The 25,574-nt window shown below is 67.3% G+C and carries 28 protein-coding genes; 15 read left to right on the top strand and 13 right to left on the bottom strand.

Annotation, left to right across the window (positions count from 1 at the left end):
- Nucleotides 1-120: 120 nt before the first annotated feature.
- Nucleotides 121-438, top strand: a complete 318-nt coding sequence (locus PW843_13720) for a hypothetical protein (protein ID MDE1147656.1) — start codon at nucleotides 121-123, stop codon at nucleotides 436-438.
- Nucleotides 435-1,271: a methyltransferase domain-containing protein gene (locus PW843_13715; protein ID MDE1147655.1), complete on the top strand. Its 837-nt coding sequence runs from the start codon at nucleotides 435-437 to the stop codon at nucleotides 1,269-1,271. The genes PW843_13720 and PW843_13715 overlap by 4 nt, the downstream gene beginning before the upstream one ends.
- On the opposite strand, the gene pssA is transcribed toward PW843_13715, so the two are convergent.
- Nucleotides 1,268-2,161 (bottom strand): CDP-diacylglycerol--serine O-phosphatidyltransferase, encoded by an 894-nt coding sequence (gene pssA, locus PW843_13710; GenBank protein MDE1147654.1) that lies wholly within the window; start codon nucleotides 2,159-2,161, stop codon nucleotides 1,268-1,270. The two genes, PW843_13715 and pssA, sit on opposite strands and share 4 nt — an antisense overlap.
- A complete protein-coding gene (locus PW843_13705; GenBank protein ID MDE1147653.1) occupies nucleotides 2,161-2,853 on the bottom strand; it encodes a phosphatidylserine decarboxylase in 693 nt (230 codons plus the stop codon). The genes pssA and PW843_13705 overlap by 1 nt, the downstream gene beginning before the upstream one ends.
- A gap of 349 nt (nucleotides 2,854-3,202) precedes the next feature.
- On the opposite strand from PW843_13705, the gene PW843_13700 reads away from it, so the two are divergent.
- Together PW843_13700 and hrpB are read left to right on the top strand one after the other, a co-directional pair.
- Complete coding sequence (locus PW843_13700) at nucleotides 3,203-3,625, top strand: response regulator (GenBank protein MDE1147652.1); 423 nt, start codon at nucleotides 3,203-3,205, stop codon at nucleotides 3,623-3,625.
- A 47-nt stretch (nucleotides 3,626-3,672) separates the two neighbouring features.
- The gene (gene hrpB, locus PW843_13695; GenBank protein ID MDE1147651.1) at nucleotides 3,673-6,165 is read left to right on the top strand and encodes an ATP-dependent helicase HrpB; all 2,493 of its coding nucleotides are present in this window, start codon (nucleotides 3,673-3,675) and stop codon (nucleotides 6,163-6,165) included.
- On the opposite strand, the gene bla is transcribed toward hrpB, so the two are convergent.
- From bla to PW843_13660, 7 genes are all read right to left on the bottom strand, one after another.
- Nucleotides 6,162-7,169, bottom strand: a complete 1,008-nt coding sequence (gene bla, locus PW843_13690) for a class A beta-lactamase (GenBank protein MDE1147650.1) — start codon at nucleotides 7,167-7,169, stop codon at nucleotides 6,162-6,164. The two genes, hrpB and bla, sit on opposite strands and share 4 nt — an antisense overlap.
- A 92-nt stretch (nucleotides 7,170-7,261) precedes the next feature.
- Complete coding sequence (locus PW843_13685) at nucleotides 7,262-8,368, bottom strand: DUF2336 domain-containing protein (GenBank protein ID MDE1147649.1); 1,107 nt, start codon at nucleotides 8,366-8,368, stop codon at nucleotides 7,262-7,264.
- 150 nt (nucleotides 8,369-8,518) lie between these two features.
- Nucleotides 8,519-9,289, bottom strand: a complete 771-nt coding sequence (locus PW843_13680; GenBank protein MDE1147648.1) for a hypothetical protein — start codon at nucleotides 9,287-9,289, stop codon at nucleotides 8,519-8,521.
- A complete protein-coding gene (locus tag PW843_13675; GenBank protein MDE1147647.1) occupies nucleotides 9,289-9,927 on the bottom strand; it encodes an ABC-type transport auxiliary lipoprotein family protein in 639 nt (212 codons plus the stop codon). The genes PW843_13680 and PW843_13675 overlap by 1 nt, the downstream gene beginning before the upstream one ends.
- 20 nt (nucleotides 9,928-9,947) lie before the next feature.
- Nucleotides 9,948-10,916 (bottom strand): MlaD family protein, encoded by a 969-nt coding sequence (locus PW843_13670; GenBank protein ID MDE1147646.1) that lies wholly within the window; start codon nucleotides 10,914-10,916, stop codon nucleotides 9,948-9,950.
- 5 nt (nucleotides 10,917-10,921) lie between these two features.
- Nucleotides 10,922-11,710, bottom strand: a complete 789-nt coding sequence (locus tag PW843_13665) for an ABC transporter ATP-binding protein (protein ID MDE1147645.1) — start codon at nucleotides 11,708-11,710, stop codon at nucleotides 10,922-10,924.
- 4 nt (nucleotides 11,711-11,714) lie between these two features.
- Nucleotides 11,715-12,851 (bottom strand): MlaE family lipid ABC transporter permease subunit, encoded by a 1,137-nt coding sequence (locus PW843_13660; GenBank protein MDE1147644.1) that lies wholly within the window; start codon nucleotides 12,849-12,851, stop codon nucleotides 11,715-11,717.
- Between the two features lie 240 nt (nucleotides 12,852-13,091).
- Here PW843_13660 and PW843_13655 point away from each other — a divergent pair, with 240 nt between their 5' ends.
- Together PW843_13655 and PW843_13650 are read left to right on the top strand one after the other, a co-directional pair.
- Nucleotides 13,092-13,607: an adenine phosphoribosyltransferase gene (locus tag PW843_13655; GenBank protein ID MDE1147643.1), complete on the top strand. Its 516-nt coding sequence runs from the start codon at nucleotides 13,092-13,094 to the stop codon at nucleotides 13,605-13,607.
- A gap of 94 nt (nucleotides 13,608-13,701) precedes the next feature.
- Nucleotides 13,702-14,565 carry a DUF5677 domain-containing protein gene (locus PW843_13650; GenBank protein MDE1147642.1) on the top strand — a complete coding sequence of 288 codons (864 nt, stop codon included), beginning with the start codon at nucleotides 13,702-13,704 and terminating at the stop codon, nucleotides 14,563-14,565.
- A 143-nt stretch (nucleotides 14,566-14,708) separates the two neighbouring features.
- On the opposite strand, the gene PW843_13645 is transcribed toward PW843_13650, so the two are convergent.
- Together PW843_13645 and PW843_13640 are read right to left on the bottom strand one after the other, a co-directional pair.
- On the bottom strand, nucleotides 14,709-15,488 hold the full coding sequence (locus PW843_13645; GenBank protein ID MDE1147641.1) for an ABC transporter permease: 780 nt from the start codon (nucleotides 15,486-15,488) through the stop codon (nucleotides 14,709-14,711).
- A complete protein-coding gene (locus tag PW843_13640; GenBank protein MDE1147640.1) occupies nucleotides 15,485-16,261 on the bottom strand; it encodes an ABC transporter ATP-binding protein in 777 nt (258 codons plus the stop codon). Before PW843_13640 ends, PW843_13645 begins: the two co-directional genes overlap by 4 nt.
- A gap of 203 nt (nucleotides 16,262-16,464) precedes the next feature.
- On the opposite strand from PW843_13640, the gene PW843_13635 reads away from it, so the two are divergent.
- The 9 genes from PW843_13635 (at nucleotide 16,465) to PW843_13595 (ending at nucleotide 23,633) form a co-directional block, all read left to right on the top strand.
- Nucleotides 16,465-17,115: an ATP-dependent Clp protease proteolytic subunit gene (locus PW843_13635; GenBank protein ID MDE1147639.1), complete on the top strand. Its 651-nt coding sequence runs from the start codon at nucleotides 16,465-16,467 to the stop codon at nucleotides 17,113-17,115.
- Nucleotides 17,116-17,200: 85 nt separating this feature from the next.
- Complete coding sequence (locus PW843_13630) at nucleotides 17,201-17,935, top strand: hypothetical protein (GenBank protein ID MDE1147638.1); 735 nt, start codon at nucleotides 17,201-17,203, stop codon at nucleotides 17,933-17,935.
- A 256-nt stretch (nucleotides 17,936-18,191) separates the two neighbouring features.
- Complete coding sequence (locus tag PW843_13625; GenBank protein ID MDE1147637.1) at nucleotides 18,192-19,382, top strand: MFS transporter; 1,191 nt, start codon at nucleotides 18,192-18,194, stop codon at nucleotides 19,380-19,382.
- 224 nt (nucleotides 19,383-19,606) lie between these two features.
- A complete protein-coding gene (locus PW843_13620; protein ID MDE1147636.1) occupies nucleotides 19,607-20,719 on the top strand; it encodes a catalase family peroxidase in 1,113 nt (370 codons plus the stop codon).
- On the top strand, nucleotides 20,716-21,285 hold the full coding sequence (locus tag PW843_13615) for a cytochrome b/b6 domain-containing protein (protein ID MDE1147635.1): 570 nt from the start codon (nucleotides 20,716-20,718) through the stop codon (nucleotides 21,283-21,285). The genes PW843_13620 and PW843_13615 overlap by 4 nt, the downstream gene beginning before the upstream one ends.
- Nucleotides 21,282-21,830 (top strand): sigma-70 family RNA polymerase sigma factor, encoded by a 549-nt coding sequence (locus tag PW843_13610; GenBank protein ID MDE1147634.1) that lies wholly within the window; start codon nucleotides 21,282-21,284, stop codon nucleotides 21,828-21,830. Before PW843_13615 ends, PW843_13610 begins: the two co-directional genes overlap by 4 nt.
- Nucleotides 21,827-22,633 (top strand): anti-sigma factor, encoded by an 807-nt coding sequence (locus PW843_13605; GenBank protein MDE1147633.1) that lies wholly within the window; start codon nucleotides 21,827-21,829, stop codon nucleotides 22,631-22,633. Before PW843_13610 ends, PW843_13605 begins: the two co-directional genes overlap by 4 nt.
- 48 nt (nucleotides 22,634-22,681) lie before the next feature.
- On the top strand, nucleotides 22,682-23,137 hold the full coding sequence (locus PW843_13600) for an SRPBCC family protein (protein MDE1147632.1): 456 nt from the start codon (nucleotides 22,682-22,684) through the stop codon (nucleotides 23,135-23,137).
- A gap of 136 nt (nucleotides 23,138-23,273) precedes the next feature.
- Entirely contained in the window at nucleotides 23,274-23,633 is a 360-nt protein-coding gene (locus PW843_13595; protein MDE1147631.1) for a hypothetical protein, read from the top strand.
- A gap of 50 nt (nucleotides 23,634-23,683) precedes the next feature.
- On the opposite strand, the gene PW843_13590 is transcribed toward PW843_13595, so the two are convergent.
- Together PW843_13590 and PW843_13585 are read right to left on the bottom strand one after the other, a co-directional pair.
- Nucleotides 23,684-24,604, bottom strand: coding sequence for a bestrophin family protein (locus PW843_13590; protein ID MDE1147630.1), 921 nt, complete (start codon nucleotides 24,602-24,604; stop codon nucleotides 23,684-23,686).
- Between the two features lie 145 nt (nucleotides 24,605-24,749).
- Entirely contained in the window at nucleotides 24,750-25,568 is an 819-nt protein-coding gene (locus PW843_13585; GenBank protein MDE1147629.1) for an SDR family oxidoreductase, read from the bottom strand.
- Nucleotides 25,569-25,574 lie beyond the last annotated feature (6 nt).

Below are 25,574 nucleotides of genomic sequence, written 5' to 3'. Positions count from 1 at the left end.
TGGCACCCATGCCTTTGCACAAGACGGTGCCGTGCTTATCTGTACTATCGTCACCGACATCCTTTGTCCGCCGCCCCGGGGGCCTTTTTCGACCGGCACGGCCTTCATGGTTGAACACACATGCTCTCGCAGCTGGATAACGCCCACCCCGCCCTGTTCCTGGTCTTCGCCAGCACCCTGGTGCTGGCCTCCGCCGGCCTCAGCGTCGGCTACATCTGGCGCCGCCTGGGCCGCCTGGCCGTGCGCCAGTCCAACCTGGCGCGCACGGCGTCGGACCATCTGACCCGCCTGCAACGCGACCTGACCGACCTGGCCGGCCAGGTCGAGCGGCTGGGCGAGTTCAACCAGCGCCTGACGGAAGAGGTGGACACCCTGCGCCACCGCCTGGCCGACGCCAGCTATGAACCCCTGGAAAACCATCCCCGGGTCCTGCATTGACGGGACCCGCCCTGCCCGACCGGGCGGGGGAAGTCCGCCGCTGGCGGGACAGTGGTGCCGCCTGGGACCGTTGGGCCGACACGATGGCCGAACCGGCCGAACGGCTGAACGCCCCGTTGCTGACGGCCCTGTCCCTTGAACCCCATCATATCCTGCTGGACCTGGCCACCGGCGCCGGTGAGCCGGCGCTGACCGCCGCCCGTACGTTTGTACCAACCGAACGCGGGCCGGCGGGCCGCGTGCTGGCCACCGATCTGGTGCCGGCGATGATGGCGGGCGCGCGGCGCCGTGGCGCCGACCTGTCCCCCCTTTCCTTCCTGGCGGCCGACATGACGGCCCTGCCCCTGGCCGACGCGTCGGTCGACCGGGTGAGCTGCCGTTTCGGCCTGATGTTCGTGCCGGACGCCCAACTCGCCTTGGCGGAGATGCGCCGCGTGCTGCGTCCCGGCGGGCGCGCGGCCCTGCTGTGCTGGGGCGCCCAGGCCGACAACACCCTGTTCCAGGTGATCGACGCCTATGTCGGCGGCGAACCAGCGTTGGCGACGCTGTTCCGCTTCGCCACGCCGGGCGTATTGCCCGATCTGTGCCGGGTGGCGGGTTTCAGCACGGTTGAGGACAGCGCCCTGCGCCACACCACCCAGGCCGACATCCGCCGGCCGTTCTGGCGTCCCACCCTGGAAATGGCGTTCGCGCCGGCCCTGGCCCACCTGACGGCGGTGGGGCGCGCGCGATTGGAAACGGACATCGCCACAGCCTTCGCCCCCCTGGCGGATGCGGACGGGCGGGTGCCCGTCCATGTCCATGCCCGGCTGACCGTGGCGGAAGTCGATTAAAGGAATCGCGGCTCTTTGGGCGGCTCCTCGGGCGGCAGCTCTTCCACCACCGTTTCCTCGGCCATCGGCTCATCCACCGCGCCGACCAGGCTTTCCGCCTGGGTCAGCAGGCGGCGGTACTGCCGCACGCTGAAGGGGATGGTGGCGAGATAACCCACGCCCAGCACCATCAGCGTCGTCCAGGGCGCGCTGACCACGGCGGCGGCCAGCAGGGCCAGGCCCAGCAGCACGAACACCACCAGCCCCTGCGGGATGCGCAGGCCCTTCAGGGAGAAGGTCGGCACGGCGCTGATCATCAGCGCCGCCATGCCCACGGTCCAGATGACGACGAAGGCCGGGTGGCCCACCACCGTCCGCCCCATCTCGAAACTGGCGACGATGGGCAGCAGGGCCATGCCGGCGCCGGCCGGGGCCGGCACGCCGGTGAAGTAGTTGTAGGCCCACACCGGCTTCTGTGCCGCGGAGCCCAACGCGGTGTTGAAGCGGGCCAGCCGCAGGGCGGCACAGGCGCCGAACAGCAGGCAGGCGATCCAGCCGAAGCTGCGCGCCTCGTTCAGGCCCCACATGTACAGGATCATGGCCGGGGCCACGCCGAAGCTGACCACGTCCGACAGGCTGTCCAGTTCCGCGCCGAACTTGCTTTGCGCGTTCAGCAGCCGGGCGATGCGGCCGTCCAGCGCGTCCAGCACCGCCGCCACCACGATGGCGATGACGGCCTGTTCCCAACGCTGCTCGGTCGCGAAGCGGATGCCCGTCATGCCGGCCGACAGCGCCAGCACGGTCAGCATGTTGGGCAGCAGCTTGTTGATGGTCAGGCCGCCCAGGCGGGGCGGCCGGATGGCCCGCCGCCGCCGCCCCTGCAGCCCGCTTCCCGGGGGGCGGCGCGGCATCAGCGCACCACACCCTGGCGCTGCGGCTCGACGCTGGCCAGGTCGGCCAGGATGGTTTCACCGCCCAGCGCCTTCTGGCCGACGATGACCAGCGGCTGCACGCCATCGGGCAGGTAGACGTCGGTACGGCTGCCGAAACGGATCAGGCCGTAACGCTCACCCGTCGACACCGACTGCCCCGGCTTCAGGGTGCAGATGATGCGGCGCGCCACCAGGCCCGCGATCTGCACGAAGGCGATTTCACGCCCGTCGGCCATGGCCAGGCGCACGCTCATGCGCTCATTCAGTTCGCTGGCCTTGTCGAAGGAGGCGTTCAGGAACTTGCCGGGGTGGTATTCCGCCCGGGTCACCGTGCCCTCGATGGGGCTGCGGTTGATGTGGACGTTGAAGACGTTCAGGAAAATGCTGATGCGGGTCAGCGGCTCCGGCCCCATGCCCAGTTCGGGCGGGGGCACGGCCTTGGTGATCATCTGCACCAGGCCGTCGGCCGGGCTGACCATCAGGCCGGGGCGGGTCGGCACCACCCGGTCGGGATCGCGGAAGAAATAGACGCACCAGGCCGTCAGGACCACGCCGATCCACCCCAGGAAGGTGGACAGCAGGAACAGGATGACGGTGACCACGGCGAACGCCAGGATGAAAGGCCAACCAGCGCGGTTGATCGGCACGATGACGGTGCTGAGAGCGGACATTTGCACTTTCCGAAGGCAAGCGATGAAGGGGCCGAAGGCAGGCCGTGGATGGGGCGCATAGTAGACAGGGTGCGTGCGGATTTTAAGTGCCATTCCATACCATTGGGAATACGTCCGCCTGCCCCCTATGGCACCCGCCGCTGTTCAAGGCCGTTTTTAGCATTACCCCCTGGTCGGTGACTGTACGCCCGTGCTCCACCCGCTCGAACTATGACAGGTTGCCTACCGTTCTCTTCCTCAAGGGCGGATATCCTTGGATACGATTTTACGAGAATATGGGGACAGTCTGGGTCAGCCCTTGGCAACGGCCGGACGCCAGATTTCCTCGCGACGTTGACAGGTAGTTGCCGTGCGTGCCGAACAGATAGTTGATCGGGATTACGACCAGCGGTCCTCCACCGCCCGCAATCCCCATTACCGCATCGTGGTGGTTGAGGATGAGGCGCTGATCGCCTTGGGTCTCCAGCACATCCTGCTGCAACAGGGACATGAGGTCTGCGCCATCGCCGCCACGGTGGATGAGGCGGTGCAGGCCGTGGATCATCATCGTCCCGACCTGGTGCTGATGGACGTCATGCTGCGCGGCGGTGATGACGGTGTGGAGGCGGCCGACCGCATCTGGAAGCGTTTCGGCGTGCGCAGCCTGTTCACCAGCGCCGTGGATCCGGACGTACTGCGCACCCGGGCGCCGGCGGTGTCGCTGGGCTTCATCACCAAGCCCTACCGGCCGGAGGATTTCCGCCGCAGCCTGGGCACGCTGAGCTTGGCTTAGTTTGCTGATGCTGGCGGCACGCGCCGCCAGCCTGTATGACGGCGATCATGCCGCCCGTCCTTCCCCCTTCCGCGCTTCCCATCGACGCCGTCCTGCCCGACCTGCTGCGGGTGATGGCGACCGGCCCCAACGCCGTGCTGCAGGCCGCCCCCGGCGCCGGCAAGACGACGCGTGTGCCCCTGGCCCTGCTGGACCAGCCCTGGCTGGCTGGCCAGCGCATCGTCATGCTGGAACCGCGCCGCCTGGCCGCCCGCGCCGCCGCCAAGCGCATGGCCGACACATTGGGCGAAGCGGTGGGCGAGACCGTGGGCTATCGCGTGCGCCTGGATACCCGCGTCGGCCCCGCCACCCGGATCGAAGTGGTGACGGAAGGCCTGTTCCTGCGCCAGCTTCAGGCCGACCCGTCGCTGGACGGCGTGGGTGCTGTGTTGTTCGACGAATTCCACGAACGCAGCTTGGATGCCGACTTGGCCCTGGCCTTCTGCCTTCAGGCGCAGGGCTTGCTGCGTGAGGATCTGCGCCTGCTGGTCATGTCCGCCACCCTGGACGGGGCGGCGGTGGCCGGCCTGCTGGGCGACGCGCCCATGGTCAGCAGCGACGGCCGCAGCTTCCCGGTGGAAACCCGCTGGGTGGAACCGTCCGCCACCGACCGGCTGGAAACCTCCATCGCCCGCGTGGTGAAACGCGCCCTGGCGGAGGAAACGGGCAGCGCCCTGGTCTTCCTGCCCGGCACGGGGGAAATCCGGCGCACGGAAAAGGCCCTGGCCGATCTGGGCCTGCCGTCCAACGTGGTGGTGGCGCCGCTCTACGGCGACCTGGCGCTGGACCAGCAGGAAGCCGCCATCCGCCCGGCGCCGGCCGGCAAACGCAAGGTGGTGCTGGCCACCGCCATCGCCGAAACCAGCCTGACCATCGACGGCATCCGCATCGTGGTGGATGGCGGCCAGTCCCGCCTGGGCCGTTTCGATCCCGGCAGCGGCATGAACCGGCTGGAAACGGCCCGCGCCTCCCGCGCGTCGGCCGACCAGCGCCGGGGCCGCGCCGGCCGGCTGGAACCCGGCATCTGCTATCGGCTGTGGAGCGAGCAGGCGGACCGCGCCCTGGTGCCCTTCGCCGCGCCGGAAATCCTGCGCGCCGACCTGGCGCCCCTGGCGCTGGAACTGGCGGCCTGGGGGGTGGATGACGCCGCCACCCTGCCCTGGCTGGATGCGCCGCCGGCCGCCCCGCTGACCCAAGCCCGCGACCTGCTGGCGCAGTTGGGCGCGCTGGACGCCGCCGGCAAGATCACGCCGCACGGCCGCCGCATGGCCACGCTTGGCATGCATCCGCGCCTGGCCCACATGGTGCTGGTGGGCATGGAGATGGGCCTGGGTGCGGCGGCGGCCCACCTGGCCGGCCTGCTGGGGGAGCGCGATCCCCTGCGCGGCATCAGCCGCGATGCTGATCTGCGCCGCCGGCTGGATCTGCTGTCGGGCGACGACAATGGTGCCGCCGACCGCAACGCCTTGCGCCAGATTCGCGAGGGCGCTCGCCAGGTGATGCGCCAGCTGCGCATCACCGACCGCCGCTTCACCGGCGAGGATGCCGGCCGCCTGCTGGCCCTGGCCTATCCCGACCGGTTGGCGCAGAAGCGCCCGGGCGGCCAGGGACAATACCGCCTGGCCAGCGGCAAGGGGGCGGTGCTGGACACGGCCGATGCGCTGTCGCGCCAGGACTGGCTGGCCGTGGGTGACCTGGACGGCAACACGCGCGAGGCCCGCATCTACCTGGCCGCCCCCATCAGCCGCGATGAGATCGAGGAGGTCTACGCCGACCGCATCGTGACGGAGGAGGTGGTCACCTGGGATGGTCGGGAGCAGGCCGTGCTGGCCCGCCGCCGCCGCCGGCTGTTCGGCCTGGTGCTGAAGGATGAGGCCCTGACCCAGCCGCAGCCTGAGTCCGTGGCCGCCGCCATGATGACCGGCATCCGCGAGATGGGCCTGGCCAGCCTGCCGTGGACCAAGGCGCTGGACACCTGGCGCGAGCGCGTGCGGTTCCTGCACCGCGCCGATGCCGACACCTGGCCGGACATGTCGGATGAGGCCCTGCTGGCGGGCATGGAGGACTGGCTGGCCCCCTATCTGCCGGGCATCAGCCGCGCCGGCCACCTGCCGCGCCTGGACCTGCATAACGCGCTGACCGGCCTGCTGGACTGGAACCGGGCCCAGGAGATGGAACGGCAGGCCCCCACCCACATCGACGTACCCAGCGGATCACGCCTGCCCATCGACTATTCCGGGGAGATCCCCACGCTGGCGGTGCGCTTGCAGGAGTTGTTCGGCCTGGCCCAGACGCCGACGGTGGCGGGCGTGCCCGTGCTGCTGCACCTGCTGTCACCCGCCCACCGCCCCATCCAGGTCACGCGCGACCTGGCCTCCTTCTGGGCCAACACCTATCGCGACGTGAAGAAGGATTTGGCCGGGCGCTATCCCCGCCATTACTGGCCCGACAATCCGCTGGAGGCGGAGCCGACAGCGCGGGCGAAACGGCGCGGAACTTAAGGTTTCCAGGCGGCCACCACCGCCCGCGACACGGCGGCGATGAAGGCGTCGGCCTCCTCCTCCGGGCGCCTGGTACTGGCGACGTACACCGCCACGGCGTAGCGGCTGCCGCCGGGGGCGGTCAGCAAGCCGACATCGTTGTTGGCCAGGGCCATGCCCTGCACGGTTGAACCGGCGCCGGTCTTATGGCCCAGGGACCAGCCGGGGGCCAGCCCGGCCTTCAGGCGACCCGGCTTGGTCGTGGTGCCGTTCAGGATATCCAGCAGATGCTTCGTGCTGGCGGGGCTCAGAAGCTCGCCCTTGGCCAGCCGGTCCAGCAGGCGTGCCATGGCCGCCGGCTGCGCGGTGTCGCGCGGATCGGCCAGGTAGGCGTCGCGCTTGGCGGCCCGGGTCGCCGCCGGCACCGCCGCGATGGCCCGGTGAAAGACTTCCTCGTCCACGAAGCGGTCATCCCATTGGATGCCGATGATCTCCGTCTGCAAATGCCGCTCGTCCCGGTCGACGCGGATGCCATCCAGGCCCTTGGCCGTCAGGACAGCCTGCACCGCCGCCGGACCGCCGATCAGGCGCAGGATGTTCTCGGTGGCGGCGTTGTCGCTTTGCGCCACCATGCGGGTCAGCAGGTCATCCAGTGTGGTGATCCAGCCGGCGGCGGTCACGTTGGCCGCCAACGGCTGCCAATAGATGGCCATATCCTGGGGATAAAGCGTGATTTTCCGGTCTAGCGACAGACGCCCCCGATCAACCAGGTCCAGCACGGCGATGGCCACCGGCAGCTTGAAGACGCTCTGCTCCGGAAACCGCTCATCCGCCTTCACGCCCAGCGTATCACCGGTGGCGCAGTCGCGCACGGCGATGCCGATCCGGCCGGGGAAGTCGTGGGCCAACCGGTCCAGGCGCGCCTGAAGCGACGCCTTGTCCAAAGTACCCGCCGTGGCCGGCAGGGCGCCCAGGACGCAAGCGAGAACGGCCACGCAAGCCGCGCGCCGGTGAGAAGTCGCCATGATATGCAGGATCCCCATCCCTTACGTGATGAGGGGAATAAGCCCGGTGATTGTGGTGGAAGCGTGGCGGCGCAACCGCCACGCTCAGCCCATCACACCGTCGCGGTCAGGTCCGACAACTTGCTCAGGAGATAATCCAGGTCGTCGCTGCCCATTTCCTCGAACTGGGTCAGGATGCGTTCCAGCATCTTGCGCCGATGGCGTTCCAGATCGTGGTCGCCGCCGTCGAAGTCCGTCTCGTTGGCCACGTCCAGGGCCACCTGGATGGCGGGATACAGCGTCTTGGGCAGGCCGGTGCGGTCGAACAGCGACTTCATGCCCAGCTTGCCGGCGTCATGGATCAGCATGCGGGCGTTGGGCGTGGGGATGCGGGCCAATTGAGCCAGCGCCACCTCGAAGAAGGCCAGATCACCCACGCACAGCGACCGCAGCAGCAGCGACGGCGACAGCCGGTTGTTGCGATAGAGCTGTTCGACCAGCGTTTCCAGCTGGGCGTCGCTGGCCACACCGACCAGTTCGTAGGTCGCCTTCTCCCGCCCCTGGAGCACGATGTCGCTGGCGACGTCGGCCGACAGCTCATGCTTTTCCACCAGCCGGTCGCGCAACTGCTCCGACACCAGGGTCACCAGCCGTTCGGCGATGGTGATGGGCAGGCTGCCGCGCTCGATCAGCGGGGCGTGCACGGCGTCGCTCTTGGGGAAGCGGTTCAGCACCCGGGTCAGCGCCGCCTCGGTCACCTTGGCCTTGTCGTTGGCCATCAGGGTGGCGACGGCCTTCTCGGCCCCGCCATCGACCAGCGCATGCGCGACGCCTTCCGACACATCGGGCCGCTTGGCGACGGCGGTCTGCTTGGCCTCCGACCCGCTCTGGATCAGTTCGAGCAGGTCGCCATCGGTCAGCACCGACGATACCTCGATGAAGGGCAGCGACACCTCTTCCACGTCGCGCGCCAGCACCAGGGCGATGTCGCGGGGAATGGCAGGGTTGGTCTTCAAGCTTTCCGACAGAGCGGAGCGCACGCGGACCGCCGCGTCCTTCGCCATCAGGCGGACGATGTCCTCCGCCAGCGCGCGCTCGGATACGGATAGCTGTTCCGCGCCCACCTGGGTGGCAAGCTTGGTGGCCAGTTCGGCCCGGGTCGTGGCGGACGGGTCAGCCAGAAGGCGCTGCACGTCCTGATGCGTCAAGGTCTCGGCCATCGGCAGGACAACCCGCTCCCTTCGTCCCATTTGCGGCGCCCGGACACTACCAGGCCACCATTGCCCATTAATAATACAGCCTTGGCTGTCTTGGCCAACGCCATTTGGGTGATATCGCCGTCTTCGCTTGGGTCTATATCCCTTTACCCGTCAGGCGGATGGCGCCTGTTGGCGGCGGCGACGGCGCAGCGCACGCTCCAATTCCTGGATGCGGCCCTCGACATCCACCGCCCGTTCGGACGTCACCTCAAGATCGCGGTCGTCATAGACATACGCGCCGGGGTGGTCCGCCCGCCAGCGGGCGACCACCTCATCCCGTTCCTGCAAAAGCTCAATGATCTCATCACGGTACAGGCTGACCATGGCCGTGATCCAGCGGTTCAGCGGCCAGGACGGGCGGGCATGGTCGATCTGGAAACCCTCCAGCATGCGGGCCACGTCGGCCGCCGGATACCACGTTTCCCCCGTCACCCAGCGGTTGGTGGTGAATAGGCGGGTGACACGTCCCAGGCCATCGACCCCGATGGCCACCAGGTGGCTCAGCGCGTCATTGCCGTCGGGATCGGGCCGCAGGTCGGGCAAGGGTGCGGGCGCCACCCCATCGGGCATGCCCAGGGGCCGCATGAAGGTATGGAAATGCCCGACATCGTCGCCCACCCGCTCCGACTCCGGATGGGCGTGGAAATAGTATTGGGCGTGGTATTCGCTGTCGTAGACGTCGCCCGCCGGATAATGCCGCCAGTCATCCAGGGGCAGCGGCGCGTCGCGCAACGCCTCCCCCAGCACGGTGTCGCCGGTCTTGGCCAGCACACGGGTGCACAGGGTGACGTCGCGCGCCGCCTCGCACAGGCGTTCCAGCGTCTCCTGGGGCAAGGTATCCACCGCCGAGGTGCCCCGGGCCGTATCCTGGCGGAAAGGCATCACACGCCGCCGCCGGCCCGCCGGCCGGGCTGCAGGGCCCATTCCGCCACCTGGCGCGCCAGGACGTGGAAGGCCTCGTCATAGGCGGCCAGCACGGCATCGAAGCCCGTGGCCTTGGCCGGCACCGACACCTCGAACCCCTGGCTTTCCTGGATGGTGCGGCGGGGCAGCGTCACCATCTTGCACTGGACGCGCAGGTGGACGGTGGGCTTGTCCTCCACCGTTGCGTGGGGATATTCGGCCTGGAAGTCGCGGATATCCATCAGCAGGACGTAATCGGCGCGCAGGCCCGAGCCCTCGCGCCCCACGCCGGCGATGCGGCCGGAATACTCGAAGGACTCGATCAGCAGGCCCTGCAGCATCTCCGGCAAGGGATCCTGCCATTCGGCATCGAAATAGCCGAAGTCCCCCTGCAGCATGCGCAGCGGCACCCGCGTGGTGTTCAATACCGACGAAGTGCTGGGTGTGGCCACCAGCAGTTGCCAGCCCACCGGCGGCGCCGGGCTGAATTCCCGCGCCGCCGTCAGCCGCACCACGTGCGGCGGCGTCTCGAACAGGGAACAGGCGGGCAGCGCCCCCAGCGCCATACCGCCGCCCAGCATCCCCAGACCGCGCGTCAGCACGCGGCGGCGGTTCATCGCCCCCCTCAAGGCCCCCCTCATTTCACCTCCACGCCACGCTGCCGGCCGCCGAACAGGAAGCCCGACGGGTCATTCTCGATACGGTTGGTCACCCGCGACAGGTTATTGCTGAGCGTGCGCAGGTCACCAATGAGCTGTGTCATGTCATACAACCCACTGGAGGTGAAATCGCGGATGGGCCCGCGGTTTTCCTCCACCATGCCGCGCAACTGCTCCACCGTCTGGTTCAGGTTGCGGGTCAGGACCTTCACGTCCTCGGCCGACTGGTTCAGGTTGCCGCTGATGCGGCGCGCGTCGCTGCCCACCGCGTTGACCGTGGTGCGGGTATCGACCAGCAATTCCTCGGTCTGCTTGCTGATCTCCTTCACGCTGCCGCGCAGCTCATTCACCAGATGGCCGGCGTCCTGCACCGTGCCGTTGGCGGCCCCGGCGGTGGAGGCCAGGTTGGCCAGCATGGAGGCGAAGGCCTTCTGGTTGTCCGGCGTCATGAAGCCGGACAGGCTGTCCGACAGCTTGATCAGGTTTTCCAGCAGGTGCGGCGCCTCCTGCAACAGCGAGGCGATGTTGCTGGGGCGCGAGGGGATGACCGGCACGTCCACGTCGCTTTGCGTTTCGCGCAGCAGCGGCGCTTCCTGGCTGCCGCCGGCGATCTCGACATAGACGCCGCCGGTGACGCCCACCGGCTCCAGCGAGGCGACGGCGTCGGACTTGACCGGGGTGTCCTTCGGCACCTCCACCTTCACCTCGATACGTTCCACGTTGCCGGGATCGATGCGGATGTCGGTGACGCGCCCCACGGCCACGCCGCGGTAACGCACGGGGCTGCCCGCCACCAGGCCGGTGACGGAGCCGGAGAAATAGATGCGATAGGGGGTGGAGGCCTTGTCGAACTGGACCTTGGCCAGCCAGACGATGGCGATGAACAACGCCGCCGTCAAAGCCAGGATGAAGCCCCCGACGAGCGCGTAGCTGGCGCGCGTTTCCATCTGGTTCAGTCCCTCACTGCCGCACGGCCACGCGGCCCGTGGAAATAGTCGTGGATCCAGGGATGCGTATCCGCCAGCAACATGTCAATGGTCCCCACCTTGATTTTACGATCGACCAACACGGCGATGCGGTCGCAAATGGCATAGAGGCTGTCCAAATCGTGGGTAACCATAACCACGGTCAGGCCCAGGCTGCGCTGCAAGGTGCCGATCAATTGATCGAAAGCGGCAGCACCAATGGGGTCCAGGCCGGCGGTCGGCTCATCCAGGAACAGGATTTCCGGATCCAGCGCCAGGGCGCGGGCCAGGCCGGCGCGCTTGCGCATGCCGCCCGACAGTTGCGACGGGTATTTGGAACAGCTGTCGGGCGGCAAGCCCACCATCGAGATCTTGATGCGCGCCAGTTCCTGAATCAGGCAGGCGTCCAGATGGGTGTGTTCCTTCAGGGCCACCATGACGTTTTCCGCCACGGTCATGGAACTGAACAGCGCGCCATCCTGGAACAGCACGCCCCAGCGGCTTTGGATATGGCGGCGGGCGACGCTGTCGGCCTTTTCCATGTCCAGGCCCAGCACCTCCACCCGGCCGCGGGTGGGACGCTGCAGGCCGATGATTTCACGCAACAGCACCGACTTGCCGGTGCCGGAGCCACCGACGACGCCCAGCACCTCGCCCTTGCGGACGTCCAGGTCCACGCCGTCGTGCACCGTCTGGCTGCCGAAGCGGGTGACCAGCCCCCGCACCCGGATCACCGTTTCGGTGTTGTCGCCGCCCATGTCGCCCAAGCCGTCCATCCCGTCAGATCTTCAGGTAGGAGAAGAGGATGGAGAACAGGGCGTCCAGCACGATCACCAGGAAGATCGATTCCACCACGGACCGGGTGGTCAGCTTGCCCACGCTTTCCGCACTGCCCGTCACGTTCAGTCCCTCAAAACAGCCGACCAGGGAGATGACGATGGCGAACACCGGCGCCTTGATCAGGCCCACGATCATGGTGGTGGGGTTCACCGCCACCTGCAACTGCCGCAGGAACTGGCCCAGCGTGATGTCCAGGGTGCCATAGGACATGACCGCACCACCGAACAGGCCCACCACGTCGGCATAAAAACTGACCAGCGGCAGCGCCACGAACAGGGCGGCCAGGCGGGGCAGCACCAGCATCTCGATGGGGTCCAGCCCCAGCACCTGCATGGCGTCCACCTCCTGGTTCACCTTCATGGTGCCGATCTGCGCCGTGAAGGCCGAACCGGACCGGCCGGCGACGATGATGGAGGTGATCAGCACCCCCAGCTCGCGCAGGATGCCGATGCCCAGCAGATTGACGACAAAGATTTCCGCGCCGAATCGCCGCAACTGGTCGGCGCTCTGGTAGGCCAGCACCACGCCGATCAGGAAGGTCAGCAGCCCGATGATGGGCAGGGCGTTCAATCCCACCTGTTCCAGGTGGAAGAAAAAGGCGGTCCATCGGAAGCGGCGCGGATCGCGCGCCACGCGGCCGATGGTGATGAACACCAGGCCGAAGAAGCTCAGCAGGTCATACGCGTCGGAGGCGACGCTGAAGGCGCCCTTGCCCACCCGCTCCAGCAAATCATGGAAGGGGCGGTAGGGCGTGCTGACGTCGGGATGGCGCACCACCGCCCGGCGCACGTCGCGCAGCAGCGTGCACTGCGCCGGGGTGGCGCCGACCACGGCCACCGTCTCCCCCTCCCCCCGCAAGCGTTCGATCAGGCGGTCCAGCACCAGGGCGCCGGCCGTGTCCATGCCCGACAGGCCGGAGAGATCCAGCACGACCTGGCCCGGCTTGCGTTCCGGCTTCAGGCGGCCCAGGCGCTCGTCCAGGGCCTCCGCCCCCGCCAGGTCCCAGCGGCCGGTGGCGGCGACCATCCAATGGTCCCCATCCCACGCCGTCTTGATCACCCCGATGCCAGGCGCCATCGTACCCCCTGCCGGCCCCGCCCCCACACCGAAGGGGACGCCGGGCGGCGTTGCTCGGCATCCACTTGACAGAAAGGCCCCTCGCGGGTCAACAGCAGCGGCCGCGACATGCCCATTCGGCGCATGATGCGACCGCCCCACGGCCACCGGCACCCCGGCGCTGGTCAGCCGGCCGGGCGTCCCTTATGATTTCGCGCCCCGGGCCCGGGGCGTTTTCCGTTTCCCCCGAGGCGTTCCCCCATGGACCTGAAGAGCCACATCCGCGGCGTGCCGGATTATCCCAAGCCCGGCATCCTGTTCTACGACATCTCGCCGCTGCTGGCGCACGCCGACGCCTGGGCCGTCGCCATGGGCCGCATGGCCCGCCTGATCCAGGACACGGGCGTCGATTTCCTGGTGGGCATCGAATCCCGCGGCTTCCTGATGGCGGCCCCGCTGGCCCTGAAGCTGGGCCTGGGCTTCGCCATGGTGCGCAAGAAGGGCAAGCTGCCGGGCGACGTGGTGCGCCATTCCTATGATCTGGAGTACGGCAGCGACACGGTGGAAATCCAAGCGGACCTGATCAAGCCGGGCCAGCGCGTGGTGGTGGTGGACGACCTGCTGGCCACCGGCGGCACCATGAGTGCGGCCATCAAGTTGCTGCGCGACGTCGGCGCCGACGTGCGCGCCGCCGGCTTCATGATCGAACTGGACTTCCTGGAAGGCCGCAAGAAGCTGGACGTGCCGGTTTTGTCGCTGTTGAATTACGACAAGTAAGGTCAGACAGCTGACGGCGTGGCCTCACCCTATGCCGTCAGCTGTTTCTCTTTACTCGGATTTAGAAAAAATCACCCCACCATGGTGAAATCATATGTATTCGGATGAAGTCTACAATACATTAAGGCGTTGCGCGGAAAAAACCCTATTTCTGCAGCGGGAGCTTTTGCCGTTGACGTCCAATTTCCTAAGAGAAATTAACTGGACCACCGAGCAACGTCACGTCGTAGAATGTTTACTAACAGCATCAGCGCGCTCTAGCGAAAGCGCCATACTACTTATTTCATATGCTCAACTTTGGGATTCTGAAATTCTAGTCCGTGCGATCGTTGAAAGTACCATAAAGACAACTTACTTGCTTCAATCCAAATCAGATTTTGAGACTCGATATCAAGAATACCGTCATGATCTTTTTCAAATTGGCCTCCTTAAGGATCATTCAAAGACCCAAGAATTATTAAATTTAATATCCGACAATGACGCCCCCTCATGGAGACCACTTAAGGATCGCCTGCTAAGCGAAGCAGAAATAAATGATATCTCCGGGAAATACCCTCAATCACGAAGAAGGTCACTAGAAACACAATGGGGATTCACTGGGATCTTGGGTAGTTTTTCGAGATCAAATGATGAAGCATTTAAAATTCTTGCAGGCCTATCTTACAGCTACTCCATGAGTAGCCATATATTGCATGCAGACCATATAGGAACCTCATTACCTTTTGAATTTGATCAACGTTCACCCGAACGACGGAACGCCATCCTCATGGCCTACGGCAGCAGACTCTTATCTGACATCTTAACCTGCTTGAAGATTAGATTATTTAGCGGATATCGATTTTCCGGATTAGACCTGTCGCCACTCGAAGAAGTCAACAATGCAATAGAAAACCTGCTATCGGAATTTGGAAATCTTTATGATGACTGGCTCGGAATGGAGTATCGAAGCAAGACATGAGACCGACACAAGAAATCGTTCAGTGCACTATTAACACTCAGTTATGAACCGAGCCCAAACAAACCCTAGGTTGTTGCGACGCCTTCCAGGTTGATCGGAAAGACATTAGCTGCAGAATGATACGCGTTACGCCGGAAGGCACATCAAGAGCGCGATGCCTCGCTATCGTGCCAGCGGCGGAGCGCCAGGCGCTGGACTAGGGACAGCAGGGCGAAGATGGCGATACCCAGCAGGGACAGCAGCGTCAATGCCGCGAACATGCGGGCGGTGTTGAGGCGGTTGCCGGCCTCGACAATGCGCCAGGCCAAGCCTGAGGCCGTGCCCGATCCCGCCACGAATTCCGCCACCACGGCGCCGATCAGCGCCAGGCCGCCCGAAATCTTCATGCCCGCCAGCAGGTAGGGCAAGGCCGACGGCAGTTCCAGGCGCCACAGCACCTGCCACCGGCTGGCGCCATACAGGCGGAACAGGTCGCGCAAACCGGCGTCGGCCGAGCGCAGGCCCAGCGTGGTGTTGCCCAGGATGGGGAAGAAGGCGACGATCCAGGCCAGGATCAACTGCGCCAGGCCCACCCGCTCATACCCCACCCAGATCACCACCAGCGGGGCGATGGCCATCACCGGCGTCACCTGCAAAATGACGGCGTAGGGATAAAGGGCGGACGCCAGCAGGGGCGAGCGGGTGAACAGCACGGCCAGCGCCACGCCGCCCACCACCGCCAGCGCGAAGGCCTGAAGGGTCACGGTCAGCGTGAACCACAAGGACAGGCCCAGGGTCTGCGGATCGGCCAGCAAAGCCGCGACGATGGCGCTGGGCGGCGGCAACACGAAGGCCGGCACCTCCATCAGGCGCACCAGCCCCTCCCACGCGCCCAGGAAAACCAGGCCCAGCAGCAGCGGGGCGAAACGGCGCAACGCGATCATGCCGCCGCTCCCTTACCGGTCATGGCGTCACCCAGGGCCGCCGACACCTGGCGGCAGCAGGCGGCGTAGCGGGCGTCGGTGCGCATGGCCTCATCCCTTGGATAGGGCAGATCCAGCGTGATATCGGCATGGATGCGCCCCGGGCGCGGCGCCATGACGATGGCGCGGCCGGCCAGGTAGACGCTTTCATAAACGCTGTGGGTCACGAACATCACTGTGAAGCGCTGCTCTGCCCACAGGGCCAGCAGGTCGTCGTTCAGTTTCTGGCGGGTGATCTCATCCAGGGCGGCGAACGGCTCATCCATCAGCAACAGGCGCGGCCGGGTGACCAGGGCGCGGGCGATGGAGGCGCGCATCTTCATGCCGCCGGACAGTTCGCGCGGGAAGACTTCCGCGAAATCGGCCAGGCCCACCTGAGCCAACAGGGCGGCCACCCGCGCGTCGCCTTCCGCCCTGGGCACGCCGGCCAGGTCCAGCGGCAGGCGGACATTGTCGCGGATACGGGCCCAGGGCATCAGGGTTGGTTCCTGGAACACCATGCCGATGCCGCCTTTGGCAGGGGCTTGCGCCCACGCCACCGTTCCTTCCGACGGCGCCACCAGGCCCGCGACATGGCGCAGGATGGTGCTTTTGCCGCAGCCGCTGGCGCCGACGATGGCCAGGAATTCCCCCTCCGCCACCGACAGCGACACGTCGCTCAAGGCCAGGGTGCCATTGGGATAACGCTTGCTCACGCCATCCAGCCGCAGGAAGGGTGCCGATCCCTGCCCCATCACGCGTCCCCCGTTTCCAACGATGCTCATTCTTAACCTTTACCCATGCCGGCGACCCGGCGCCACCCGTTAGGCCGGCCGGGGTAAGCGATCTTGGTAAAGGGGAAGTGTGACGCGCGGGTTGAATGGGGCGCAGAATCCCGCTACCTGATAAGGGTGCCCGAGTGGAGCGACCATCTGGGTCGCCCCGTCCGTTCGTTCCCATGGAGATCCTGGTGACCCTGCCGATCCGCTTTGATGACGAAGATCCCGATGACGCCCCCGAGACCGCCCCGGAAGGCGAAAAGGGTGAAAAGGCCAAGGGTGCGCCCTTCTCCGCGGTCGCCCAGAACCTGTTCAAGAGCCGCACGGTCCTGATCTTCGGTGAAATCAACCAGAAGGTCGCCGAAAGCACGGTGGCCCAGCTGCTGGCCCTGGCGGCCGAGAATGACGACCCCATCCGCCTGGTGATCAATTCCCAGGGCGGCCACGTGGAAAGCGGCGACAGCATCCACGACATCCTGCAGTTCATCCGCCCGCGCGTCCTGGTTCTGGGCACGGGCTGGGTGGCCAGCGCCGGCGCCCACATTTTCCTGGGTGCGCAGAAGGAAAACCGCTTCTGCCTGCCCAACACCCGTTTCCTGATCCATCAGCCCATGGGCGGCGCCGGCGGCCAGGCCACCGACATCGCCATCGAGGCGAAGGAAATCGTGAAGATGCGCAAGCGTCTGAACATCATCATCGCCCGCGAGACCGGCCAGCCGCTTGAGAAGATCGAGCAGGACACGGACCGCAATTTCTGGATGACGGCGGAAGAGGCCAAGGACTACGGCATCGTCACGCACATCATCAGCAAGGCCGACGACCTGAAGTAAGGTCGAACCGCCTTGACCACATTGTGATCAAAGCCGCCCTCGCCCACCCCGGCGACGGCGGCTTTTTTCTTGGCCGGAGCCCGCCATGCCCGACAGCGCCGATTTTCCCCTGTTCTATCCCACCTACCAGCCCTTCCAGGGGGAACGGTGGGAAATGCGGATCGCCGCCCTGGCCGTCTGCCCCGGCTATTGGACGGGGCCGCGCATGATCGAGAACATGGCCGCACTGATCCGCCATGACCGGGAGAACAGCCGCGCCTGGATGTCGATGACGCCCATGGAAACCGAAAGCCAGGAGATCGGCTGCCGCCTGGTGTGGGGCCGCACGGCGGTGATGGGCATGGGTATGGGCTGGGCCGCCGCCAACGCGGCCTTGAACCCCGCCGTCACCCAGGTCACGGTGGTGGAGTTCGATGCCGAGGTGCTGGCCGCCGTCGAGCAATCCGGCATCTTCAGTCAGTTGCCGTCCGAGGCCGCCGCCAAGATCACCGTCCACCAGGGCGACGCCTATATTTGGAAGCCGGCGGACGGCCAAGCCTTCGACACCCTGATGGCCGACATCTGGCTGCCGCTGCACGGCCTGGGCCGCGAGGAACAGGTGCGGACCATGGCGGCCAACACCGGCGCCAAGGAAATCTATTTCTGGGGCCAGGAAATGAACATGGCCTGGCGCCTGAAGGAACTGGGCCTGCCGGTGGATGCCGCCGGCATAGCCCGGGTGGTGGCGGAATGGGGCCTGCCCCTGCTGGGCCCCGGCCTGCCCGACTACGCCGAAAAGGCCGCCGCCGCCGCGGAGCGCTGGCTGCGCGCACCGGAGTAAGGCCAGCGGCACCAAGCCGCTGTAGGCCTCGACGGGGGCCGCCGGAAGTTTAAGGGCGGAACGCCCTTGAACTGAGGAAGCCAAGCGACCAGAGGTCGCGCCCGGCGCTTGAGGGAAGGCACGCCTCCAACAAACGCTTGTGTCCTCAACTATTCCGTCATGGCACCTGCTGCAACGCAGCATGACAGCGCTTACCCTTTTTGGGCGATGCTCCGGAACGGCCCCCCCGCCACCTTAGATTTCCGGAGCGTTTTCGGTGCCCCTGCCGCTGCTTGCCCTCGCCATCGCCTCTTTCGGCATCGGCACCACCGAATTCGTCATCATGGGCATGCTGCCGGATCTGGCGCAGGATCTGGGCGTCAGCATTCCCAAGGCCGGCATGCTGGTCACCGCATACGCGCTCGCCGTGGTGGTGGGCGCCCCGCTGCTGGCGGTGGCGACGGCACGGCTGCCGCGCAAGCGGGCGCTGATCGGCCTGATGGGCATCTTCATCATCGGCAACCTGTTCTGCGCGCTGGCCCCCACCTACGGCCTGCTGATGGCGGCGCGTATCGTCACCGCCCTGTCGCACGGCACCTTCTTCGGCATCGGTGCCGTGGTCGCCTCCGGCCTGGTGCCGCGCCACCGCCGGGCGCAGGCCGTGGCCCTGATGTTCTCCGGCCTCACGCTCGCCAACGTGCTGGGCGTGCCGCTGGGCACCGCCCTGGGGCATGAGCTGGGCTGGCGCGCCACCTTCTGGGCCGTGGTCATCATTGGCCTGGTCGCCGCCACGGCGCTGACCATCTGGTTGCCGAAGAACCTGCCCGGCGGCAGCGCCGGCGGCCTGCTGGGTGAATTCCGCGTACTGGCCCGGCCGCAGGTCATCATGGCCATGCTGATCAGCGTCATCTCCTCGGCCAGCCTGTTCAGCGTGCTGACCTACATCACGCCCTTGCTGGAGCACGTGACCGGCCTGACGCCGGACCAGGTGACCTATGTCCTGCTGCTGTTCGGCGTGGGGCTGACGGTGGGCAACCTGCTGGGCGGGCGGCTGGCCGACTGGAAGATGATGCCGGTGGTCATGACCACCTTCGGCATCATCGCCCTGATCCTGGTGGCCCTGGTGTGGACCAGCGCCACCGTGATCAGTGCGGTGCCCACCTTGGTGCTGTGGGGCATCGCCGCCTTCTCCGTCGGGTCCCCCCTGCAGATGCGGGTGGTGGACCAGGCGCGGGGCGCGCCCAACCTGGCCAGCACCCTGAACCAGGGCGCCTTCAACATGGGCAACGCGCTGGGCGCCTGGTTCGGCGGCATCGCCATCGACCAGGGTGTCGCATACGGCAGCCTGCCCTGGCTGGGCGCCGGCCTGGCCGTCTGCGCCCTGGGGCTGACCGCATTCTCCGCCGCCACCGACCCCGGCCTGCCGGCGGAAGAGGGTGACGAAGACAGGGTCAGCTTCGCGCATTAATTCTTGTTCCTCAGGCGCCGGCAGGCGCGTCCGCGCCTTTGGCTTATCCTCGATTTCCGGTCCGCCTACGGCTCCCCGGAAATCTCCGGCGGCCCCGGTCGGGGCCTATCGAAAGAAAATCAGAAAAAGTTTTGGGGCGCCGGGAATAAACCGGCGGCGCCAGCGTCAACCTGGATATCGGCGGCCCGGCAACGGGCCCGACCTGTTTCCAGGGAGCGTGCCCCATGCCGCAAGGTTCCTACGGTATCAAAGACATCCTCAGCCGACGCAGCCTGCTGCCGCTGGCGGCCATCGCTGTGGTGGCCGGCGGCGCCACCGCCGCCTTCGCCTATGCCGGCGGCTGGCTGACACCGGGCGCCCTTAAACCCGCCCGGATCGTCAACGCGCTGGAGGGCCACGACGGTCGGCATGAAGGGTATCGCCGCGCCCATGCCAAGGGCCTGTGCGTGATCGGGCATTTCGACGGCAACGGCCAGGGCCTGGCGCTCAGCAAGGCCGGCATCTTCGGCCCCACCACCACGCCGGTCGTCGGCCGCTTTTCCCTGGCCGGCGGCGTGCCCATGGCGCCTGACGGCCGTGTCGTCTTCCACAGCCTGGCGCTGAAGTTCCAGTTAGCGGATGGGGAGCAGTGGCGCATGGCCATGAACCATGTGCCCGTCTTCCCGGTGGCGACACCCCAGGCCTTCCTGGATTTCCAGCTGGCGACCACGCCCGATCCCGCCACCGGCAAGCCGGACCCGGCCAAGGCGGCGGCCTATATGGCCCAGCATCCGGAAACCAAGGCCTTCGTCGATTACCTAGCCAAGGCGCCCCTGCCCTCCAGCTTCGCCAACGGCACCTACAACAGCGTGAACACCTTCCGCTTCACCAATGCCGAGGGCGGGACGCGCCCGGTGCGCTGGGTGTTCACCCCCGACACGCCGTTCGCGGAATTGGACAAGGCGACGCTGGCGACCCAGCCGCGCGACTTCCTGTTCGACGAGGTGGCGGGCCGCCTGGCCCAGGGGCCGCTGACCTGGCACATGTCCATCGTGCTGCCCAACCCAGGCGACCCGTTGGACGACGCCACCAAGGCCTGGCCGGAGGATCGCCAGCGGGTGGAGGTCGGCACCCTGACCATCGACCGCGCGGTGACGGAGGATGACGGCCCCTGCCGTGACGTCAATTTCGACCCCACCATCCTGCCGGCCGGCGTGGCGCCGTCCGACGACCCGCTGCTGGCGGCGCGCTCTTCCGTCTACGCCGTCGGCTACACCCGCCGTACGGGTGAGCCGGCTGGTATCAGCGCCCTGGCCCACGACGCAGCCTTGCCCGCCCCGAAGGAGACCGCGCGATGACCCCCACGTTTACCGCCGCCGCGCGGATCCTGCACTGGCTGATGGCCGGGCTGATCGTCGCCATGCTGTTCATCGGCGCCGGCATGGTCGCCACCGTCGGGCCGGCGCACAACTGGCTGGTGCCGCTGCACAAATCCATCGGTGTCGCCATCCTGGCCCTGGTGGTCATCCGCCTGGCCGTACGCGCAACGCGGTCGCCGCCGGCCCTGCCCGCCGCCATGCCGCTGCCGCAGAAGGCCATCGCCCACGCCTCCCACCTTGTGCTGTACGCGCTGATGATCGCCCTGCCCTTGGTGGGCTGGTCCATGCTGTCGGCGGGGGGCTATCCCATCATCGTCTGGGGCGGCCTGCTGCACCTGCCGCCGCTGATGGAAATGGACCGCGCGCTGTACGCCAGCTTGCGCCACCTGCACACCTACCTGGCGTACGCCCTGTTCCTGGTGGTCATCGCGCCACTTGTCGGCAGCACTGATGCATGCCTTCATCTTCAAGGACGGCGTGTTCCAGAGCATGGCGAGCTGGCGCACCCGGCGATAGGCAGGGCGGCCAAGAGGCGCGTGCCATGAAGGACATGATGCAACTGGTGGAACCGCTGATCCCGCCCCTGCGCCGCTACGCGCGGGCGCTGGTGCGGGATGCGGCCACCGCCGACGACCTGGTGCAGGACTGCCTGGAGCGGGCCATCACCCGCTGGCACCAGCGCCGGGCGGACGGCGACGCCCGCACCTGGCTGTTCACCATCCTGCACAACCTGGCCGTCAGCCACATCCGCCAGAACCGGCGGCGCGGCGGCCAGGTGGCGCTGGACGACGCGGTCGCGGAACCGGCGCTCAGCCGCCCACCGACGCAGGAGGACGCGCTGCGCCATGCCGACCTGCTGCGCGCCCTGGACACCCTGCCGGAGGACCAGCGCGCCGTGCTGCTGTTGGTGTCGGTGGAGGACCTGTCCTATGCCGAGGCCGCGCGCGTGCTGGACATCCCCATCGGCACCGTCATGTCCCGCCTGGCGCGGGCACGGGAAAAGCTGGCGCAACACATGGAGGGGGAGCCGGCGGGCGCCACCATCCACCGCCCCAATTTCGGCGCCTCGATCTTCAGGAGAGTGAAATGAACGCGGGTCGCCCCATCACCGAGGAAGACTTGCAGGCCTATGTCGATGGCGCCCTGGACGCCGGGCGCCGGGCGGAGATCGAAGATTACCTAGCCCGCCATGCCGAGGCGGCACAGCGCGTGGCAACGTACACCCTGCAGCGCGCGGCCCTGCGTGAGGCGCTGGCCCCCATCGTGGACGCACCGGTGCCCGACAGCCTGAACCTGGCCCGCCTGATCGAGGCGCGGCGCGACCGGCAGGCGCGCGCCTGGGCTGGCCCCTGGCGCAACCTCGCCGCCGCCGTGCTGCTGCTGGTGGTGGGTGGGGCCGGCGGCTGGTCCATGCACGGCATGGCGGCCAAGGCGCCGCTGAGCGGCGTCAACGCCCTGACGCAGGAGGCCATGGACAACTACCGCGTCTATGCCGCCGACAGCCTGCGGCCGGTGGAAATGCGCGCCGGCGAGGAACAGCAACTGCTGCAATGGGTGTCCAAGCGCCTGGATCGGCCGGTCGCCGTGCCCGACCTGTCGGCCTCGGGCTACCGCTTCATGGGCGGCCGGCTGATCGCCACCGCCCACGGCGCCGGCGCCATGTTTTTCTATGACGACGCCGGCGGCAACCGCATCGCCATGATGGTGCGGCCCATGACCGTGGACATGGACGCGCCCATGTCCGAACACCGCCAGGAAACCGCCGGACAAATGGTGGGCGGCGTCACCTGGAGCAACCAGGGCATGGGCTACAGCCTGGTGGCCGATGCCCCGCCCCAGGCCCTGCATCCCCTGGCGGATGAGGCGCGCCGGCAGATCCGCGCCAAGATCTGAACCATTCCGGCCTTCGGGGGTTACCGCCGCGCAACCCTGGAGGGCCGGATGTCTGATCGCATTGAGAAGCACGTGGAACTGGCCGCTCCGGTCGAGCGGGTATGGCGGGCCCTATCCGACCCTGTCGAATTCGGCACCTGGTTCCGGGTGAAGCTGGACGGGCCCTTCGTCCCCGGCCAGGAATCGCGAGGCCGCATCACCTATCCGGGGTACGAGCATGTGGAATGGCAGGCGACGGTGGTGGCGGTGACGCCGCCCCGCCTGCTCTCCTACACCTGGCATCCCTATGCGGTGGATGCGGCGCGCGATTATTCGGACGAAGAGCCGACCCAGGTGGAATTCCACCTGGAGCCCCGCGACGGCGGCACCCACCTGACCATCACCGAAAGCGGCTTCGACAATTTGCCCAGCGCCCGCCGGGCGGAAGCCTTGCGCATGAACGAGGGCGGCTGGATCGCCCAGATCCATAATCTTCGCGCGCATCTCGGCGATGTGGAAGACTAAGCCGGGCTTTCGCAAAAATTCAAAATATTTTCAGTACTCGGGAATAAACCAGCACGGCCGGCGTCTTATAGGCATCCCCGACACGGGGAGCAGACAAATCCCCTGAAAGACGATGCCAAGTAAAGGAGCTTAGGCCATGCACACCCGGACTCTGCCTAGCGCGATCAAGACCATCCTGGCCGTCGCCCTGGTCTCCACCGCCGCCTTCACCGCCCCGGCCGTGAACGCCATGCCGGTGACGAATACCGACACGATGACCGTCCAGCACACCTGTGAACAGACGCTGGGCCTGACGGTCAACGACACCGACTACGCCGCTTGCGTCAGCACGCTCAGCCGGTCGCTGGCGATGGCCATGCCGGCCGAACGCCGGAACATGCCCACCGACCGCACGGCTTGCGCCCAGGTGGGCCTGCTGCCCGGCACCAACGGCTATGAGCGCTGCGTCGCCAACCTGGACGGCGCCCTGGCGGAAACCCAGCTGATGTCCAACTGAGTACCCACCGCCATGGCAGGTTCCCCCGACCGGTCGGGGGAACCGCCGGCTCACATCAGCAGATGGTCGCGGGGCGTCGGCAGGGGCGGCAGGTCCGTCTCGCCCAGGGCCTCGCGCAGGTTGATCTCGATGGTGTCGGCCAGCGCCTCGATGGGCAGGTCGTTGGGCAGGGTGCCGAACGGCTCCTCCAACTCATCGCCCAGGGCGTCCAGGCCGAAGAAGGTGTAGGCGACCAAGGCCGTGGCGAAGGGCGTACCCCAGCCCAGCACGTCGGCGAAACCGAACGGCACCAGGAAGCAGAACAGATAGGCCGTGCGGTGCAGCAGCAGGGTATAGCCGAACGGCACCGGCGTGTTGCGGATGCGCTCGCACGCCGCCAGCACCGCCGACATGCGGCCCAGGGTGGCGTCCAGCACGCTGAACGGGATGTCGCCCAGGCGCCCCTCCATCCGCTGCTCCGCCAGCAGCTGGCCCATCTGGCGCAGCACGTAATCCGGCCGGTTGCGCGACGCCTCATACCCCGCCAGCTGGCTGGCCGGCAGGTGGCGCCGGGCCTTGGTCTGGTCCACCACCGGCCGCAGGTGGCAGACGCAGGCATGGGCGAAGGCCATGGCCAGGCGCAGCAGCTGGCGGCGGGCCGCGCGGCCCTCGTTATCACCCTCCAGGATCAGGCTTTGCCGGGCCAGGTCGCGGCAGGTGTAGACCAGCTGCCCCCAATCCTTGCGCGCCTCCCACCAGCGGTCGTAGCAGGCGCTGTTGCGGAAGCCCAGGAACACCGACAGCGCGATGCCCAGCAGGGTGAAGGGCGCGCCGGTGAACACCGGCACCAGCCCCGGCCGCGTGGTGTGACACCACACCACCACCGCCGACAGCACGAAGATGAACAGCATCTGCGGGAAGATGCGGGGGACGATGGACCCCCGCAGGATGAAGAACAGCCGCAACAGGTCAGGCCGGTTCCGCACGATCATGACGGGGCATCCCGATTAACCAAAAGCCGCCCCGACCGGGCGGCGTCCCCCGGACCATGCGCGCGCCAAGCCACCGGAACCAAAGGAAAATTCGGGCGGCTGCCATCCCTTTTTCCGGAAGCGCCCCCGGCCCGCCATCCCGGGATCAGCTGGGCTTCAGCTCCCCATAGAAGAAGGACGCCGTGACACCGCCGTCCATCAGGAAGTCGCTGCCGGTGATGAAGGCGCCGTCCGGTCCCATCAGCAAGGCACCCACGGTGCCGACCTCATCGGGCGTTCCCGCCCGGCCGACCGGGCTGAGTTCGATCATGCGGTTGTAGCCCTCGCCCCGGGGGCCGGAAAGCTCATGCCGGGCCAGCGGGGTGATGACGATGCCCGGGCTGATCGCGTTGACACGGGCGCCGCGCCGGCCCCACCGCACGGCCTCCGCCTTGACCCGCAGGACGTTGGCGCGCTTGGACAGCTGATAGGCGTGCAGCGTGTCGGTTACCTGGTCAGGCTGCAGCATGGGCAGCGCCAGAAGCTCCTCCGCCGGCAGGGTGGCCAGCGCCTCGTCCTGCGCGGCCGTGAGGGCGCCCAGGCGGTGGCCCGACTGCGACGCGATGACGACGGCCGATCCCCCCGGGGCGATGACCTGGCCGAATTCCTCAAGCAGCATCGCCGTGCCGTACAGATCAACCTTCAGGATGACTTCCGGCGACGCCATCGACGGCGAAACACCGGCGGCATGGATCAGCCCGGTGATGTCACCCAGCGCCGCAGCCCGCTCGACCAAGGCCTGGACGGAGTCGCGTGAGGCGATGTCCACCACCGCGGCGCTGGCCTCGAAGCCGGCGTCCAGGAACAGTTCGACCGCCGCCTTCGCGGTCTCCTCCCGCACGTCGGCCAGCAGCACATGCTTGCCGGCCCCCACCCGCCGGGCGATGGCCTGGCCCAGCCGGCCGGTGCCGACAACAACGATCACGTTTTT

The organism is Azospirillaceae bacterium, assembly GCA_028283825.1.
Taxonomy (GTDB): domain Bacteria; phylum Pseudomonadota; class Alphaproteobacteria; order Azospirillales; family Azospirillaceae; genus Nitrospirillum.
The sequence above is the reverse complement of the archived record's forward strand: the minus strand, read 5'-3'. Positions and strand labels throughout refer to the sequence as shown.